This window comes from Streptomyces vinaceus, from assembly GCF_008704935.1.
GTDB lineage: Bacteria > Actinomycetota > Actinomycetes > Streptomycetales > Streptomycetaceae > Streptomyces > Streptomyces vinaceus.
In genome coordinates, this window is record NZ_CP023692.1 from 1,459,570 (window position 1) to 1,476,692 (window position 17,123).

Annotated in this window: 12 protein-coding genes; all 12 read right to left on the reverse strand. The window is 73.3% G+C overall.

Going from position 1 to position 17,123, the window contains the following annotated elements; all coding sequences use genetic code 11:
• Positions 1–34: 34 nt before the first annotated feature.
• Positions 35–2,101: a SpoIIE family protein phosphatase gene (locus tag CP980_RS06520; protein WP_132759411.1), complete on the reverse strand. Its 2,067-nt coding sequence runs from the start codon at positions 2,099–2,101 to the stop codon at positions 35–37.
• A 74-nt stretch (positions 2,102–2,175) separates the two neighbouring features.
• Complete coding sequence (locus CP980_RS06525; protein ID WP_150492976.1) at positions 2,176–5,415, reverse strand: DUF3376 domain-containing protein; 3,240 nt, start codon at positions 5,413–5,415, stop codon at positions 2,176–2,178.
• A 20-nt stretch (positions 5,416–5,435) separates the two neighbouring features.
• Positions 5,436–5,624 (reverse strand): BTAD domain-containing putative transcriptional regulator, encoded by a 189-nt coding sequence (locus CP980_RS06530; RefSeq protein WP_150492978.1) that lies wholly within the window; start codon positions 5,622–5,624, stop codon positions 5,436–5,438.
• 283 nt (positions 5,625–5,907) lie between these two features.
• Complete coding sequence (recQ, locus tag CP980_RS06535; protein WP_150492980.1) at positions 5,908–7,917, reverse strand: DNA helicase RecQ; 2,010 nt, start codon at positions 7,915–7,917, stop codon at positions 5,908–5,910.
• Positions 7,918–7,994: 77 nt separating this feature from the next.
• Positions 7,995–8,507 carry an O-acetyl-ADP-ribose deacetylase gene (locus CP980_RS06540; protein ID WP_150492982.1) on the reverse strand — a complete coding sequence of 171 codons (513 nt, stop codon included), beginning with the start codon at positions 8,505–8,507 and terminating at the stop codon, positions 7,995–7,997.
• A complete protein-coding gene (locus CP980_RS06545; protein ID WP_189998353.1) occupies positions 8,507–9,928 on the reverse strand; it encodes a phytoene desaturase family protein in 1,422 nt (473 codons plus the stop codon). Before CP980_RS06545 ends, CP980_RS06540 begins: the two co-directional genes overlap by 1 nt.
• Positions 9,929–10,004: 76 nt before the next feature.
• A complete protein-coding gene (locus CP980_RS06550) occupies positions 10,005–10,829 on the reverse strand; it encodes an inositol monophosphatase family protein (protein WP_150492984.1) in 825 nt (274 codons plus the stop codon).
• Positions 10,830–10,871: 42 nt separating this feature from the next.
• Entirely contained in the window at positions 10,872–12,404 is a 1,533-nt protein-coding gene (locus CP980_RS06555) for an NCS1 family nucleobase:cation symporter-1 (RefSeq protein ID WP_150492986.1), read from the reverse strand.
• Between the two features lie 34 nt (positions 12,405–12,438).
• Positions 12,439–13,440: a TIGR03842 family LLM class F420-dependent oxidoreductase gene (locus CP980_RS06560; protein WP_132759403.1), complete on the reverse strand. Its 1,002-nt coding sequence runs from the start codon at positions 13,438–13,440 to the stop codon at positions 12,439–12,441.
• A gap of 9 nt (positions 13,441–13,449) precedes the next feature.
• Entirely contained in the window at positions 13,450–14,850 is a 1,401-nt protein-coding gene (gene hydA, locus CP980_RS06565; RefSeq protein WP_150492988.1) for a dihydropyrimidinase, read from the reverse strand.
• A gap of 16 nt (positions 14,851–14,866) precedes the next feature.
• Positions 14,867–16,162 carry an aspartate aminotransferase family protein gene (locus CP980_RS06570; protein ID WP_229906820.1) on the reverse strand — a complete coding sequence of 432 codons (1,296 nt, stop codon included), beginning with the start codon at positions 16,160–16,162 and terminating at the stop codon, positions 14,867–14,869.
• Positions 16,159–17,001, reverse strand: a complete 843-nt coding sequence (locus tag CP980_RS06575; RefSeq protein WP_099888818.1) for a nitrilase-related carbon-nitrogen hydrolase — start codon at positions 16,999–17,001, stop codon at positions 16,159–16,161. The genes CP980_RS06570 and CP980_RS06575 overlap by 4 nt, the downstream gene beginning before the upstream one ends.
• Positions 17,002–17,123 lie beyond the last annotated feature (122 nt).

Here is a 17,123-nt window from a genome sequence, read left to right on the forward strand (position 1 = left end):
CACCCGTACGGTCGCCGGCGGGACCCCGGGGAGCTCAGCGGTTCCCGCCGGCCACCGTTCGGGCGAGCAGGACCGCCACGTCGTCCTGCGGGGCCTCCGGCAGCAGCCGGGCCAGGATGTCGTCGCACAGCGCGTCCAGGGGCTGTCCGGCCTCGCGCAGCGCACGTCCCAGCTCGGCCATGCCCTGGTCGAGGTCGCGGTCGCGGGACTCGATGAGGCCGTCGGTGTAGAGCACGAGCAGACTGCCGGGCGGCAGGGCGACCTCCTCGGTGCGGAACTCCTGCCCGCCCGTGCCCAGCGGGGTGCCCGGCGGGCCGTCGAGGAAGGTCACCTCCCCGCCGGCCGTGACCACGGCCGGCGGCGGGTGGCCGGCGCGGGCGATGACGCAGCCGCCCGTGGCCGGGTCGTGGACGGCGTAGACGCAGGTGGCCATCTCGTCCTCGCCCAGGTCGGCGACGGCCTCGTCGAGCGAGCGCAGCAGCCGGGTCGGGGAGACGTCCTGGCGGGCCAGGGTGCGGACGGCGGTGCGCAGCTGGCCCATGACGGCGGCGGCGTGGATGCCGTGGCCCATGACGTCCCCGATGACCAGGCCGGTGCGGCCCCCGGGCAGCTGGATGACGTCGAACCAGTCGCCGCCGACGTCGTGGTCGCTGGCGGGCAGGTAGCGGCCGGTCAGTTCCAGGCCGGAGACCCGGGGCAGGGCGCTGTTGCTGAGGCTGCGCTGGAGGGTCAGGGCGGCCCGGCGCTGGTTGGTGTACATCCGGGCGTTGTCGATGTTGAGGGCCGCCCGGGCGACCACCTCGTCGATCAGGACGGCGTCCTGCTCGTCGAAGGGCTCGCGGTCGGTCGTCCGGGTCACGGTGACCGCGCCGAGCACGGTGCCGCGGGCGAGGAGCGGGATCAGCCGGGCGGAGCCGAGCGTGGCGAGGTAGTCGCGCAGCTCGGCGGCGCGCGGGTCGGGCAGCAGCGCGTGGACGTCGGACCGGTACAGGTTCATGGCCCGGCCCTCGGCGATGACGCGCTCGTAGACGGAGTCGGGCGGGATCTGGAAGGTCTGGCCGGGTGCCAGCCGGGCGGTGGGGGCGTCGGGGTCGGGGAACTCGACCGCGATGCGCCGGAGCACGCCCTCGTGGGTGGCCGCCGCGTCGTCGGGGGCGAGGACGGTCTCCAGCAGCTGTACGTCGGCCGAGTCGGCCAGCTGGGGCACGAGGACCTGCACGATCTCCCGGGCGGTCTGGCTGAGGTCGAGGGTGGTGCCGATGCGGGTACCGGCTTCCGCCAGGACGGCGAAGCGGCGGCGGGCCCGCTCGGCCTCGCCCTGGGCCTGCTGGCTGTCGGTGATGTCGATGAGGGAGGCGATCACGCCGAGCGGGCGGCCGGAGACGTCGAGGAGGGGGGCGTACGAGCAGGACCAGGTGTGGTCGTGTCCGGGGTCGGCCGGGGTCCGGCCGGTGCGGCGGACGTCGACGACGGCGGTCCCCCGGTCCAGCACCTGGCGCATGGTCGCTTCGAGCGCGGCGGCGTTGACGCCGGGAACGACCTCGGTGAGCCGTTTGCCGAGGTGCGCGGCGGCCGAGACGCCGTTCATCCGGGCCAGGGCGTCGTTGACGCGCAGGAAGCGCAGGTCGGGGCCGAGGGTGGCCAGACCGATGGGCGACTGGGTGAACAGGCTCTGGAGGGCGGCGAGCGAGTCCCGCATGCGCAGGACCTCGGAGGTCTCCACGGCGATCAGCATGGCCCCGGTGCGGCCCTGCGGATCGGCGGCGGGGACGATCCACATCTCCATGGTGACGCGGTGCCCGTCGCGGTGGCGCACGGGGAGGGTGCCGACGACCGTCTCGCCCGCCTGGACGCGCCGGGTCAGATCGTCCGCGAGGGCGTGGTTGGCCTCGGGGACGAGGACGGAGGTGCCGGGGAGGCCGATGATGTCCTCGGGGCGGTGCCCGAGCAGGTCCTGGGCGGCGAGTGACCATTCGACGATGATCCCGTCGGCGTCCTCCCGCCACAGCGCGATCGGCAGGAGTTCGCTGAGTACGCCCGCGTACCCGACGGCCGCGGCCGGCTGATCCGGGACTTCACTCGTCGACTGGTATGTGTCCACCGCACCGACCTCACCCCGGGGGGTCCGATTCCTACCGATTCACCCTATCCGAGCCATCGGCGCGGGGCGCTGTGTCAGGCCGGTCCGCTGCGCTCCCTCGGGTACAGCCAGGGCAGGACGAAGGTGATCCAGAACAGGACGGCGTAGAGGATGAGGGCGGCCCACCATCCGCCGAGCCCCGTACGGCCGAACTGGATCAGGGCGGCGATCCCGCCCGCGATCAGGGCGGCCCCCGGCAGCAGCCACCACCGGTCGGTGCCGACGTACAGCACGGCCGCGGCGGCGAGGGCGAAGCAGGCCCCGACGATCAGCGTGCTCCAGCCTCCGACCTGCGGGAAGGGCGTACCGCGCAGCTGCCACAGGGCGACGGGTGGGCCGGCCAGCGCGAGCAGCAGGACGGGGACGCGCAGCCGGACCGGCCGGACCCACTGCCGGACCAGCGACGCCAGGGCCACCATGGCGTACAGGCAGACCGGGACCTGGGCGGGCAGCGAGGACCAGTGGGCGGTGGAGAACGCGACGCCCGTCCACATCAGCGCGGACGCGATCAGCCCCCACGGCGGGGCCAGGACGCCGACCAGGACCGGCAGGTAGACCAGGGGCTTCAGCAGGCCGAGGACGCCCTGCACCACACGGGCCCCCGCCTTGCCGGTGGGCTGGAGGGCCGGCCAGGCGAGGAGCCCGGCCCGCAGGGCCGCCCGGCGCGGATCCCGCGCCCGCAGCAGCGTGCCGACCTCTTCCCTGCCGATCCTGCCGAACGACTCCAGCCCGGCGTCGAACTCGGCCGGCGTCGCCAGGGGCGGCGGGTTCAGCGGGCGGTCCGGGGGCCGGTTGCCGCCCCGGAACCCCTTGCGGTTCAGCTCGGCGAGGTGAGGCAGCTCCTCGCGCAGGATCTCGTGCTGGCGCACGGCCGTGAGCACCTCTCGTACCCGGTCGTACGGATCCATGGCGCCGTTGGCGACCACGTTCTGCGCCCAGTGCTCCAGGAACACGTCGCCGAGGCCGGTCAGCTCGGCGATCTTCTCACCGACCGCCGCGGGGTCGCGGGTGTCGGTGCGCCCGAGCGCGTCCCGCAGGCGCTCGTCGCCGGCGACGACCGACACCAGGGACGCCGCGCCGTCGAGCCGGCCCCAGGTCCAGTCGCTCATGCGCCAGCGGGCGCTGAGGAAGGCGGAGAAGTTGTTGAGCTGGTTCCCGCTGAGTTTGGCCCTGACCATGGCCTCCGGGGACTCCTCGGCGGCCTCCGGCAGCACCCTGCGGGTGGCCCAGCTGGTGTTCGCCGCCGAGACGGTGTGGAAGCGGATGTCGGGAGCCTCGGCCAGCGGGTCCGGGCGCAGCGGGCCGAGCAGCACCTCGGCGTACGCGAGCGCGCCGGTCATCGGCCCGGCGCCGCGCGCGGCCGCGTGGAGGGCCTCGTAGCCCTCGACGTCGGGCACCAGGTGCAGGCCGATCTCGCCGGCCAGTTCCGCCAGCCCCGCCCACAGGCGCGTGAAGCCCTGCGGCACCTCGTCCGGGCCCGGGTCGGCGCCGGGTTCCGGAGCGCACGGCGGGCTCCCTCCGGTGACGGCCGTCGCGAGGTTCGCCGCCCACCTCTCCCACTCCCCGGGAGGGTCGCCGGGCGAGGGCCCCGTCGGCAGGAGGGAGCCCAGCAGGCGCGTCGCCTCACGGTAGGGGGATGCGGCATCGCCGGGGAGCGTCCCGCGGAGGAGTGAGCACCGGTAGCGGTCGAGGAGGAGCCGGTCCCGGGCGGCGGTCAGCGTGGCGGCGGCGGAGCGGCAGGCGAACAGCCGCCGCCGGTAGCCCTCGACCCGCTCCGCGTCCGCCCGCTCCGCGTCCGCGTCACCGGGCCGGGCGGCCGCCGGCCGGGGGCGGGCCTCGTGGGCCTCCAGCCAGTCCATGAGCAGCCGTACGGTACGCGCCAGGGCCAGCGGCGAGTATCCCGGTCCGGGGAACGCGCCGGGCGCCACCGCCAGGCGCTCCGACGCCGCGCGCAGCCGGGAGAACAGGACGGTCGAGCCGTCCCCCGCGCACCTGTCCAGCGCTTCCAGCGGCCCCGGGCCCGCCGGCAGGGGGAGCGCGTCCGGGCCGGTCACCTCCGCAGGGTCCTCCAGCAGGCGGATGAGCCGCAGGGCCTCCGCCGCACCGGCCCGTTCGGCGTAGGCCCCGCGCCGGGCCACGGCCGTGTCCTCCAGCTCGGCGAGGGTCGGGGGGAGCACCCCCGCCGCGGCGTGCCGGCGCTGGGCCGCGGCCTCGGCGGCGCGCAGTTCGAGGTCGTCGTCGCGCAGGGACTCGGAGCCGGTCTTCACCGTCAGGGACTTCACCGCGATCCGGACCAGCCGGGTGACGCGGCGGCTCGTCCCGGGCTCGGGAGGGGGCGGGAACGGCGGGACGGGCTGGAGGAAGAGCAGCCAGCGGTCGGCCTTGCGGGCGACCGGGGCCCCGGCGAGGGCCCGTACGGCCCAGGCGACGGGGATGTTGTCGAGCAGGCCGCCGTCCATGAGCTCCGCGCAGCCGTTCAGGTTCTCGTCGGGGTAGCCGGTCTCGCTGCTCACCCCGCGCATGTCGACCCGGGGCGGGTCCTCCACCGGCTGCGGGCCGTTGCCCACGTACACCCGGGCCGGTTCGAAGGCACCCGGGAACGAGGAGGAGGCGCGGGCCGCGTAGGCCAGCCGGTTCAGCGCCGGCTCGCGCGCCGCGCCGGTGCCGTCGAGGGGGAAGTCGGTCAGCGAGGTGCGGTGGCGGAAGCGGAAGTAGGCGTTCGAGCGGCCGACCGGCATCGGCCGGCCGAGGGTGGGCCGCACCCGGTCCTGCCGGGGGCGCAGCCGCGTGGCCGTCAGGATCAGCCGGAGCGAGGCCGGGGGCACCCAGTCCGCCGGGGCCTGCGCGAGGAGCCGGGCCAGCGAGGCGCGCAGCTCCTGGTAGAAGACCTCGTCGCCGCGCATCAGCGAGGCCGGCACGTGGAAGGGGGTGGAACGGCGCAGCAGTCCTTCGAGGTCGCCCAGGCGCAGCCACACGTCCCGCACTCCCGGCCCGAAGGGCATCCCGTACACGAGGTGGCAGGCCAGCAGTACGCCGTTGAGCCCCCCTGCGCTGGTCCCGGCGAGGACGTCGATGTCGACGTCCTCGTAACGGCACGCCTTCAGCAGGCCCGGGTAGAGACCCGCTCCGGGGCCGGGTTCCTGCCCGGCCGCCGCCCGCAGCGCCGCCGTCTCGCAGCAGGCCCCGCCCATCCAGACGGCGAGGCTGACCCCGCCGCGCATCGCGAGGGCCAGGCGCAGTCCGGTACTGCGCCGACCCGGCCGGTCGTCGCTCATGCCACCAGCTTGACCCCGGATCAGGCGCGGCGCACCCGGGCCGCCGCCACCTCCCGGTTGCGGGTGGCGGAGCGGCAGAAGTTCCTTGTCAGGCCGGAGAGTTCACCTCCCGGTTCCACCCCGAGATCCCGTTTCACGAGCGCGCGGTACGTGTCGTACGCGCGCACGGCCTCGATCAGGTTCCCCTCCGCCAAGTGGGCCTCGATCAGGGCCCGCGATGACGCTCAGGGGTGAACGGCAGGTACCCGCCGAGGTCACCCAGCAGCACCTGCCGCAACTGCGGCAGTTCCAGGAGGAGTTCAACGAGATCCGCCGGTGCACGGGCGGGTGGGGCTGCTGCGTGGACGACTGCGGATGCCCGGTTGCCGGCGGACGTCTGCGACGCGGCCCTGGGCAAGGACGTCGTACGCCTCTCCGCGCGGCTGCTCCTGCTGCCGCGCCGCAGCGCGGAGGGCCTGACCTCCCCTGCCCCCTCCCCTCCTGCGGACCGGCCTACTCCCAGTCGTCCCAGGGCGGGTCGGTCTCGTCGAAGTCGAACGGCGGTTCCTCCTCGGCGTGCGGGGCCGGGGGCTCCGGCGCTGCCGCCCGGGACGGCTCCGGGGACGGCGGAGCCGGGGACGCCGCGGCAGCCGCGGCTCCGGTCCCGGCCAGCGCGGCCAGGATCCCCTCGGCGTACTTGGCCAGCTTCGCCTCGCCGACCCCGCTGATCGTGCCGAGCTCCTCGGCCGTGCCCGGCAGCCGGGTCGCGATCTCCCGCAGCGTCGCGTCGTGGAAGACCACGTACGCCGGGACGCCCTGCTCCTTCGCGGTCGCCCCCCGCCAGGCGCGCAGCGCCTCGAACACCGGCACGGCCTCCGCCGGCAGGTCGACCGGGACCCGCCCGGACTTGCCCGAACCCGAGCCGGAGCCGGAGGACTTGCGGGCCGCGGGGGCCGGGGCCGCCTCCTTGCGCATCGGCACGCTGCGCCGTCCGCCGAGCACCTCGCCGCTGGCGTCCGTCAGCACCAGCGTCCCGTAGTCCCCTTCGACCGCCAGCAGCCCCGAGGCCAGCAGCTGCCGTACGACACCGCGCCACTCCGCGGTGCTCAGGTCCGTGCCGATCCCGAAGACCGACAGCGCGTCGTGGTCGAACTGGATGACCTTGGCCGTCTTCTTGCCCTGGAGGATGTCGATGATCTGGCCGGCGCCGAACTTCTGGCGCCGCTCCTTCGCCAGTCGCCACACCGTCGACATCAGCTTCTGCGCGGCGACCGTGCCGTCCCAGGACTCGGCCGGGGTCAGGCAGGTGTCGCAGTTGCCGCAGGGCCCGGCGGCGGCCTGCCCGAAGTACGCCAGCAGCCGCACCCGGCGGCACTCGACGGTCTCGCACAGCGCGAGCATCGCATCCAGGTGCGCGGCCAGCGAGCGGCGGTGCGTCTCGTCGCCTTCGGAGCCCTCGATCATCTTGCGCTGCTGCACCACGTCCTGGAGCCCGTACGCGAGCCAGGCCGTGGCCGGCTCCCCGTCACGCCCGGCGCGACCGGTCTCCTGGTAGTAGCCCTCGACCGACTTCGGCAGGTCCAGGTGTGCGACGAAGCGCACGTCCGGCTTGTCGATGCCCATGCCGAAGGCGATCGTGGCCACCACCACGACCCCGTCCTCCCGCAGGAAGCGCGCCTGGTTGGCCGCGCGGGTCCGGGAGTCCATGCCCGCGTGGTAGGCGACCGCGTCGATGCCGTGCTCCACCAGGAACGCGGCCGTCTTCTCCACCGAGGCCCGCGACAGGCAGTAGACGACTCCGGCGTCCCCGGCGTGCTCGGTGCGGATCAGCTCCAGCAGCTGCCGGGTCGGGTTGTTCTTCGGGGCGATCCGGTACTGGATGTTGGGCCGGTCGAAGCTGGCCACGAAGTGCCGGGCCTCGCCCTCCGCCAGGCCCAGCCGGGCCGCGATCTCGGCGTGCGTGGCCTCAGTGGCCGTCGCCGTCAGCGCGATCCGCGGCACCTTGGGCCAGCGCTCGTGCAGCATCGACAGCGCGAGGTAGTCGGGCCGGAAATCGTGGCCCCACTGGGCGACGCAGTGCGCCTCGTCGATCGCGAAGAGCGACACCGTGCCCCGGTCGAGCAGCCGCTGGGTGCCCTCGGTGCGCAGCCGCTCCGGGGCCAGGTACAGCAGGTCCAGCTCCCCCGCGAGGAAGGCCTGCTCGACGGCCTGGCGCTCGTACGGGTCCTGGGTCGAGTTGAGGAACCCGGCCCGCACCCCGAGGGCGGTCAGGGCGTCCACCTGGTCCTGCATGAGCGCGATCAGCGGCGAGATCACCACGCCCGTACCGGCTCTGACCAGCGCCGGGATCTGGTAGCAGAGCGATTTGCCGCCGCCGGTGGGCATCAGGACCAGCGCGTCGCCGCCGCCGGCCACGTGCTCGATGATCTGCTGCTGCTCGCCGCGGAAGGAGTCGTACCCGAAGACGCGGTGCAGCACCTCAAGGGCATCGGGGGTCTCGGTGGGGGCGTCGACAAGGCTCATCCCAGAAGCCTATCGACCCCCGCCGACACCCCCGCCCACATCCGCCGAATCCCGCCCCGACCCGCCCCCGCCCCGGGCTACCCCAGCGCCGCCTCGAAGACCGCGTACGCCTTCTCGTCGAAGAGCACGAACCGGACCTCCTCCACCGGGGCGGCCGCGGCCGCGCGGGCCGTTTCGACCGCGATGCGGGCGCCGTCGTCCATCGGCCAGCCGAAGATGCCGGTGGAGATCGCCGGGAAGGCGACCGTACGGGCCCCCAGCTCGGCCGCGACCCGCAGGGACTCGCGGTAGCAGGAGGCCAGCAGCTCCGACCGGTCCTCGTCCCGGGACCAGACCGGGCCCACCGTGTGGATCACCCAGCGCGCCGGGAGCTTGCCGGCCGTCGTGGCCACGGCCCGGCCCGTCGGCAGCCCCTTGCCGTACTGCGAGGCGCGCAGCGCCCGGCAGGCGTCCAGGATCTCGGGGCCGCCGCGCCGGTGGATGGCGCCGTCCACTCCGCCACCGCCGAGCAGCGAGGAGTTCGCCGCGTTGACGACCGCGTCCGCGTGCTCGGCCGTGATGTCGCCGTGGACGAGGGTGATGCGCACCATCAGGAGGAGACCTTTCTCAGATGGCGCCAGACGGCCTTGGCCGCGTTGTGCCCGGACATGCCGTGCACGCCGGGGCCGGGCGGGGTGGCGGACGAGCACAGGAACACGGCCGGGTGGGCGGTCGAGTACGGGAACAGGGACAGCTTGGGGCGCAGCAGCAGCTGGAGCCCGGAGGCCGCGCCGCAGGCGATGTCGCCGCCGACGTAGTTGGGGTTGCGGGCGGCCAGCTCCGGCGGTCCGGCGGTGGCACGGGCCAGCACCAGGTCGCGGAAGCCCGGGGCGAAGCGCTCGATCTGCCGCTCGACGGCGTCGGTGAGGCTGCCGCCCCAGCCCGCGGGGACGTGCCCGTACGCCCAGAACACGTGCTTGCCCTCGGGCGCCCGCCCGGGGTCCACGAGACTGGGCTGGGCGGTGATCAGGAAGGGATTGCGGGGGGCCCGCCCGCCGGTGGCCAGCTGGAGGGCGGCGTCGATGTCGCGGGCGCGCGGGCCGATCTGTACGGTTCCGGCCCGGCGCGGGGCCTCGGCGGTCCAGGGCACGGGGCCGGACAGGGCGTAGTCGACCTTGAAGGCGGCGGCGCCGTAGCGGTAGCCGTCGTAGGCGCGCCCCAGCCGGGCGATCCGGGCCAGCGCGGTCGGCGAGGTGTCGAAGACGTACGCCCTCGCCGGCGGCAGGTCGTCGAGGCGTTTGACCTCGAAGCCGGTGTGGACCGCGCCGCCGAGGTCGCGCAGGTACCCGGCGAGGGCGTCGGAGATGGACTGCGAGCCGCCGCGCGGCATGGGCCAGCCGCCCGCGTGCGCGGCGAGGGCGAAGACCAGGCCCACGGCGCTCGTCCCGATGCCGCCCAGCGGGGCCATGACGTGCGCGACGAGCCCGGCGAACAGGGCCCGCGCCCGCTCCTCGTGGAAGCGGTTCAGCAGCCAGGTGGAGGGCGGCAGGCCGGTGAGCCCGAAGCGGGCCAGGGTGAGGGGGTCCCGGGGCAGGGCGGTCGACGGCAGGGACATGAAGTCCCGTACCAGGGTGTCCCATCTGCCGAGGAAGGGCTGCACCAGCCTCCGGTAGGTGCCCGCGTCGCGCGGGCCGAGGGAGGCCGCCGTCTCGGAGACGGAGCGGGAGAGCACGGCGGCGGTGCCGTCGTCGAAGGGGTGCGCCATGGGCAGCGGGGGGTGCAGCCACTCCAGCCCGTACCGCTTCAGCGGCATGGTGGAGAACACCGGGGAGCCGATGCCGAGCGGGTGCACGGCCGAGCAGGGGTCGTGCCGGAAGCCCGGGAGGGTGAGTTCCTCCGTGCGGGCCCCGCCCCCGACCGTCTCAGCGGCCTCGAAGACGGCCACCGAGAAGCCGCGCCGGGCCAGCTCGACGGCGGCCGTCAGCCCGTTGGGCCCCGCCCCCACCACGACCGCATCGAGAATCGACGGCACCTTGAGACTCCTTCGTCCGGCGGCGGCTGCGCTCCCAGGATATTCGGCCCGTCCAGAGCGGCCCGCGCCCGCGGTCCTACGCGCCGCGCAGCAGCGCGCGGATCCGCAGGGCCGTGGCCTCGTCGCGCCCCACCGCGAACGGCAGCGCGTTGTCCCGGTCCACCCGGAAGGGGACCCCTGCGACGGTGCTCTGCGCGCCGCCCGCCTCGGCTACCAGCAGCAGTCCGGCCGCGTGGTCCCACGCGGAGGGCCAGGTGAAGGCCAGGCCGTCCATCTCCCCGCGGGCCACCTTCAGGTACTCCAGGCCCGCCGAGCCGCAGGGCCGCGCCGCGATCCCGGGGACGTCGAGCCGCGCCAGGAGCGCCTTGTCCTCGTCGGAGGTGTAGAGCGGGTGGGCCATGGCGATCCGCAGGTCGGCGCCCGGCTCCGGCGAACCGCTGTGGATCCGCTCGCCGTTGACGTACGCGCCCTGCCCGCGCACGGCGGTGGCCAGCTCCTCCAGCGCCGGGGCGAAGGTCCAGGAGGCGAGGATCTCGCCGCGGTGGGCCAGTGCGACCAGGGTGCAGAAGGCCGCGTCGCCGGCGACGAACTGCCGGGTGCCGTCGACCGGGTCCACGATCCAGACCGGCGCGTCGGCGCGCAGCGCCCCGTACACGGTCGGGTCGGCGTGGACGGCCTCCTCGCCGACGACGGCGGAGCCGGGCAGCAGGCGGGTCAGGGAGGCCGTGAGGTGCTCCTCGGCCTTGCGGTCGGCGACCGTCACCAGGTCGTGCGGGCCGTTCTTCTGGTCCACCTCGTGGTCGGCGAGCTGGCGGAATCTCGGCATGATCTCGACCGCCGCCGCCTTGCGTATGGCTTCTTCCACTGCGGACAGGTCTTGGGCCAGGAACTCTTCGATCATGCCTCCATCACATCACGCCGGGCTGACAAACCCCACCGGTCGTCATGTCCGTCCGCCGTACTCGCGGTGGCCTCCCGGTGAACCGGTGCGCGCCCCGCCCATGAGCACCGTGTAGAGCAGCGTGGACGTGGCCAGGCCCACCGCCCAGCCGTAGTCGGCGAGCGGCTTCAGGAGGGGGATCAGGCCCTCCTCGGGGAAGGGGCCCTTGCCGGGGGCCGAGTGCGAGCCGCCGACGGCCAGCACCCCGCCGACCGCGAAGGCCGCCAGCGCCCGTACGTTCCAGCCGCCCGCGTACCAGTACGGGCCGCCCTCCCGGTACAGGTCGGGCAGGGAGAGCCGGGTGCGCCGCACGATCCAGTAGTCCGCGATGAGGATGCCCGCGACCGTGCCGAGCAGCCCGCCGACGAGGCCGAGCCAGGTGAAGATGTAGAGCTCGGGGGTGGAGGTCAGCTTCCACGGCATGATCAGTACGCCGACGACCCCCGTGATCAGGGCGCCGCGACGGAAGTCGATCAGGCGTGGCGCCAGGTTGGACAGGTCGTACGCCGGGGAGACGACGTTGGCCGCGATGTTCACCGAGATCGTCGCGATCAGTACGGTGACCAGGGCGAAGAGCAGTCCGAAGACGCTGTCGGTCTTGGCGACGAGCTCCACCGGGTCCCAGATCGCGACCCCGTACACCGCTTCCGAGCCGGAGGTGACGAACACCGACAGCAGCGCGAAGAGGGTCATCGTCGTCGGCAGTCCGAGGGTCTGGCCGAGGATCTGGGAGCGCTGCCCGGCGCCGAAGCGGGTGAAGTCGGGGATGTTGAGCGAGAGGGTGGACCAGAAGGCGATCATCCCCATGAGGGCGGGGAAGAAGACCGGCCAGAACTCCGCGCCCCAGCCGAGCCGGGAGGGCTGGTCGAGCAGTTCGCCGAAGCCGCCCGCCTTCACCCCGATCCACACGAGCAGGGCCAGCGCGCCGACGATGACGAAGGGCGCGGCCCAGTTCTCGAACCGCCGCAGGGCTTCCATCCCCCGGTAGATGATGGCGAGTTCGAGGACCCAGAAGAGGGCGAAGCACAGCCACAGCGGCCACGGCTCGCCGCCGATCTCCGCGGCGCCCTCCCAGCCGCCGAAGATCTTGCCGAGGAGCACGTAGATACCGGATCCGCCGATCCAGGTCTGGATCCCGAACCAGGCGCAGGCCACGGCCGCCCGGATCACTGCGGCCAGATTGGCCCCGCGCACCCCGAAGGAGGCCCGGGCCAGCACGGGGAACGGGATCCCGTACTTGGGGCCGGCGTGCCCGGTGAGCAGCATCGGCCCCAGCACGATGACGTTGGCGAGCGCGATGGTGAAGACGGCCTGCTTCCAGTCCATCCCCAGGGCCACCAGCCCGGAGGCGAGGAGCCAGGAGGGGATGTTGTGCGCCATGCCGACCCACAGGGCCGTGAAGTTGTACGTGGTCCAGCGCCGGTCGGCGACGGGCACGGGCAGCAGGTCGGGGTTGGCGAAGCGGTCGTCGGAGGGGACCTCACCGGGGGCGAGCTCGACACGGTCCCCGGTTTCGGCGGTCGGGTGATCCGGCATGGGCGCACGCCCCTTCGGGTCGGACGGTATGGGGTCAGGCTCTGAGCGCCGGGATCACGTGCTGCCCGTACGCGTCGATGGTGGCCTCCTGGGCGTCGTGCATGTCGTACACGGCGAACTGGTCGACGCCCAGGTCGCGCAGGGTCCGCAGCTTCTCGATGTGGGCCTCGGGCGGGCCGAGCAGGCAGAAGCGGTCCACGATCTCGTCGGGCACGAAGTCGGCGGACGGGTTCCCGGCGCGGCCGTGGTGGCTGTAGTCGTAGCCCTCGCGGGCCTTGATGTACTCGGTGAGGGCGTCGGGCACCATGCCGGAGTGCTCGCCGTAGCGGCCGACGAGGTCGGCGACGTGGTTGCCGACCATCCCGCCGAACCAGCGGCACTGGTCGCGGGCGTGGGCCAGGTCCTCGCCCACGTACGCCGGCGCCGCGACGCAGATGGTGAGCGCGTCCGGGTCGCGCCCGGCCCGTTCGGCGGCCTGCCGGACCGAGCCGACCATCCACTCGGTGAGGTAGGGGTCGGCGAGCTGGAGGATGAACCCGTCCGCCTTCTCCCCGGCCAGGGCCAGCGCCTTGGGCCCGTAGGCGGCCATCCAGACGGGGAGCTTCCCGCCCCGGACCCACGGGATCCGCAGCGCGTTGCCGTCGACCTCGGCCTCCCGGCCTTCGGCGAGGTCGCGGATGACGTCGATGGCCTCGCCGAGGCGGGCCAGGGTGTTGGGCTTGCGTCCGGCGACCCGCATCGCCGAGTCGCCGCGGCCGATCCCGCAGACCGTGCGGTTGCCGTACATGTCGTTGAGGGTGGCGAAGGTGGAGGCGGTGACCTCCCAGGTGCGGGTGCCGGGGTTGGTGACCATCGGGCCGATGTGCAGCTTCTGCGTGTTGGCGAGGATCTGGCTGTAGATGACGAAGGGTTCCTGCCACAGGACCGCCGAGTCGAAGGTCCAGCCGTACCGGAAGCCGTTGCGCTCGGCGCGCTTCATGAGGCTGACGACGCGGGAGGCGGGCGGGTCCGTCTGGAGGACGAGGCCGAAGTCCATCACGGCTCCTTAGAGGTACTGGCAGGTGGAGCGGGGGACGAAGACCCCGTGGCCGGCCCGGCCCGTGTACTCGCGCCGGTCGATGACGAGTTCGCCGCGGGAGAGCACGGTGTCGACGCGTCCGGTGATCCGCTTGCCCTCGTACGCCGAGTAGTCCACGTTCATGTGGTGCGTCTCGGCGGAGATGACCTGCTCGGCGTGCGGATCGTAGAGGACGATGTCGGCGTCGGAACCCGGCGCGATGGTGCCCTTCTGCGGGTAGAGGCCGAACATCCGGGCCGGGCTCGCGCAGGCGATCTCGATCCAGCGGCGGCGGCTGATGTGCCCGTCCAGGACGGCCTGGTGGAGGAGGTCCATCCGGTTCTCCACCCCCGGCAGCCCGTTCGGGATCTTGGAGAAGTCCCCGCGGCCGAGCTCCTTCTGGCCTCGGAAGCAGAACGGGCAGTGGTCGGTGGAGACGACCTGGAGGTCGTTGGTCCGCAGGCCCCGCCAGAGCGCGGCCTGGTGCTCCTTGGGCCGCAGCGGGGTGGAGCAGACGTACTTGGCGCCCTGGAAATCGGGCTCTTCGAGGTTGTCGGTGGACAGGAACAGGTACTGCGGGCAGGTCTCGCCGAACACCGGCAGGCCCTTGTCCCGGGCGGCGGCCAGCTCGGCCACCGCCTCCTCGGCCGAGACGTGGACCACGTACAGCGGGGAGCCGGCGACGCGCGCGAGCTGGATCGCCCGGTGCGTGGCCTCGGCTTCGAGGAGGACCTTGCGGACCTCGCCGTGGTGGCGGGGGTCGGTCTCGCCGCGGGCCAGGGCCTGTTCGACGAGGACGTCGATCGCGATGCCGTTCTCGGCGTGCATCATGATCAGTCCGCCGTTGCCGGAGGCACGCTGCATGGCGCGCAGGATCTGCCCGTCGTCGCTGTAGAAGACCCCGGGGTAGGCCATGAACAGCTTGAAGGAGGTGACGCCCTCCCCCACCAGGTGGTCCATCTCCTTCAGGGTCCCCTCGTTGACGTCCGAGAGGATCATGTGGAAGGCGTAGTCGACGGAACACTTGCCGTCGGCCTTGTCGTACCAGGTGTCGAGTCCCTGGCGCAGGGCCTGGCCCATGCTCTGCACGGCGAAGTCGACGATGGTGGTGGTGCCGCCCCAGGCGGCGGCCCGGGTGCCGGTCTCGAAGGTGTCGGAGGCGGCGGTCCCGCCGAAGGGCAGTTCCATGTGGGTGTGGGCGTCGACCCCGCCGGGGATGACGTACTTCCCGCTCGCGTCGATGGTGCGGTCGGCCGTCCAGGCTTCGGCGGCCGCCGAGCCGTGGGCCGCGAGGGCGGCGACGCGGCCGTCCTCGATGAGGACGTCTGCGTGGAGTTCGTCGGCGGCCGTGATGACGAGGCCGCCGCGGATGAGGGTGCGGATGGACATGTGCGGCGCCTCCCGGTCACACGATGCTGTGCAGGGCCCGTTCGAGGATCTCGGCGCCCTCTTCCGCCTCGGCGACGGTGAGGGAGAGCGGCGGCGCGATGCGCAGCACGCTGGTGTTGTACCCGCCGCCCTTGCCGAGCAGCAGGCCGCCTTCGCGGGCGGCCTCCAGTACGGCCGCCGCCGCCTCCGGGTCGGCCTCGTCGGTGCCGGGCCTCGTCAGCTCCAGCCCGGCCATCAGGCCCCGGCCGCGGACCTCCCGTACGGCGGGCACGGTCGCGGAGATGGCGCGCAGACGCTCCAGGAGCAGGCCGCCGACGCGGCGGGCGTTGCCCTGGAGGTCGTGCTCCAGCAGGTACGCGAGGTTGGCGACGCCGGCCGCCATGGTGACCGGGGAACCGCCGAAGGTGGAGATGGAGTTGGTGTCGATGCAGTTCATCACCTCGGCGCGGGCGACGACCCCGCCGATGGACATGCCGTTGCCGATGCCCTTGGCGAAGGTGAGGATGTCCGGCGGGCCGCTCTGCCCGTGGGCCTGCCAGCCCCAGAAGTGGTCGCCGGTACGGCCCCAGCCGGTCTGCACCTCGTCGCTGATCCAGAGGATGCCGTGGCGGTCGAGCACCTCGCGGAAGGCCCCGTACAGCCCGTCGGGCGGCGCGGTGAACCCGCCGACGCCCTGGACGGGTTCGGCGATGAGGGCGGCGACCCCGCCGCGGGCCTGGCCGAGCACGTCTTCGAGGTCGGCGACGGCGGCCGCGGTGAACGCGGAGTCGTCGAGGTGCGCGAAGGGGCCGCGGGTGCGGACCGCGCCGTGGACGTAGTACGTCTGCAGCGGCGAGAGGCTGGTCGGGGACCAGCCGCGGTTCCCGGTGATGGAGACGGTCGAGAAGGACCGGCCGTGGTAGCTGTTGCGCATCGCCAGGATCTGGTTGGAGCGGCGGTACGCGGTCGCCAGCAGGAGGGCGGTGTCGTTGGCCTCGGTGCCGGAGGTGGTGAAGAAGACCCGCGCCTCGGGGATGCCGGAGAGGGCGGCGACCCGCTCGGCCAGCTCGATCATCGGGCGGTTGAGGTACAGGGTGGAGGAGTGGATGAGCCGGCCGGCCTGCTCGGCGACGGCCTTGGTGACCTCGGGCAGCGCGTGGGCGGTCATCGTGGTGAGGATGCCGCCGAAGAAGTCGAGGTAGCGGTTGCCGTCTGCGTCCCAGACGTGGCGGCCCTCGCCGTGCGTGAGCTCGATGGGGCGGTCGTAGTAGAGCGCGAGCCAGTCGGGCAGTACGGCCTGGTGGCGGCTGTGCAGGGGGATCGGGTTGGTCACGGCTGAACGAGTCCTCCGTAGGCGTCGGGGCGGCGGTCGCGGTAGAAGGCCCACTGGTCGCGGACCTGCTTGATCAGGTCGAAGTCGAGGTCCCGGACGAGGAGTTCCTCGTCCTTTCCGCTGGCGACCTCCCCGACGAACTGGCCGCGGGGGTCGACGAAGTAGCTGGTGCCGTAGAAGTCGTTGTCGCCGTACTCCTCCTGGCCGACGCGGTTGATCGCGGCGATGAAGTACTCGTTGGCGACGGCCGCGGCGGGCTGTTCCAGCTGCCAGAGGTAGGAGGACAGGCTGCGGGAGGTGGCGGACGGGTTGAAGACGAGCTGGGCTCCGGCCAGGCCCAGGGCGCGCCAGCCCTCGGGGAAGTGGCGGTCGTAGCAGATGTAGACGCCGACCCGGCCCACGGCGGTGTCGAAGACGGGCCAGCCGAGGTTGCCCGGGCGGAAGTAGTACTTCTCCCAGAAGCCCTTGACCTGGGGGATGTGGTGTTTGCGGTACTTGCCGAGATAGCTGCCGTCGGCGTCGATGACGGCGGCGGTGTTGTAGTAGAAACCCTCGGATTCGAGCTCGAAGACCGGAACGACGACGACCATGCCGGTCTCCCGGGCGAGGGCCTGCATCCGCTGGACGGTGGGGCCGTCGGGGACGGGCTCGGCCCAGCGGTAGTGCTCGGGTTCCTGGACCTGGCAGAAGTAGGGGGCGTTGAACACCTCTTGGAAGCCGATGATCTGCGCGCCGTCGGCGGCCGCCCGCCGGGCGTGCTCCTCGTGCTTGGCGATCATCGACTCGGTGTCTCCGGTCCAGGTGGCCTGGACGAGTGCGGCGCGGACGACTTGGGCCATGAGCTGCTCCTCGCGACGGGAACGCCGAGTTCTACGCACGTAGACGGTGTGCGTAGGGAGTAGAACGTAGGCCTCGTCACACCGTGGGGCAAGACCGCCGTGCGCGGTTGGGTGAGTCGATC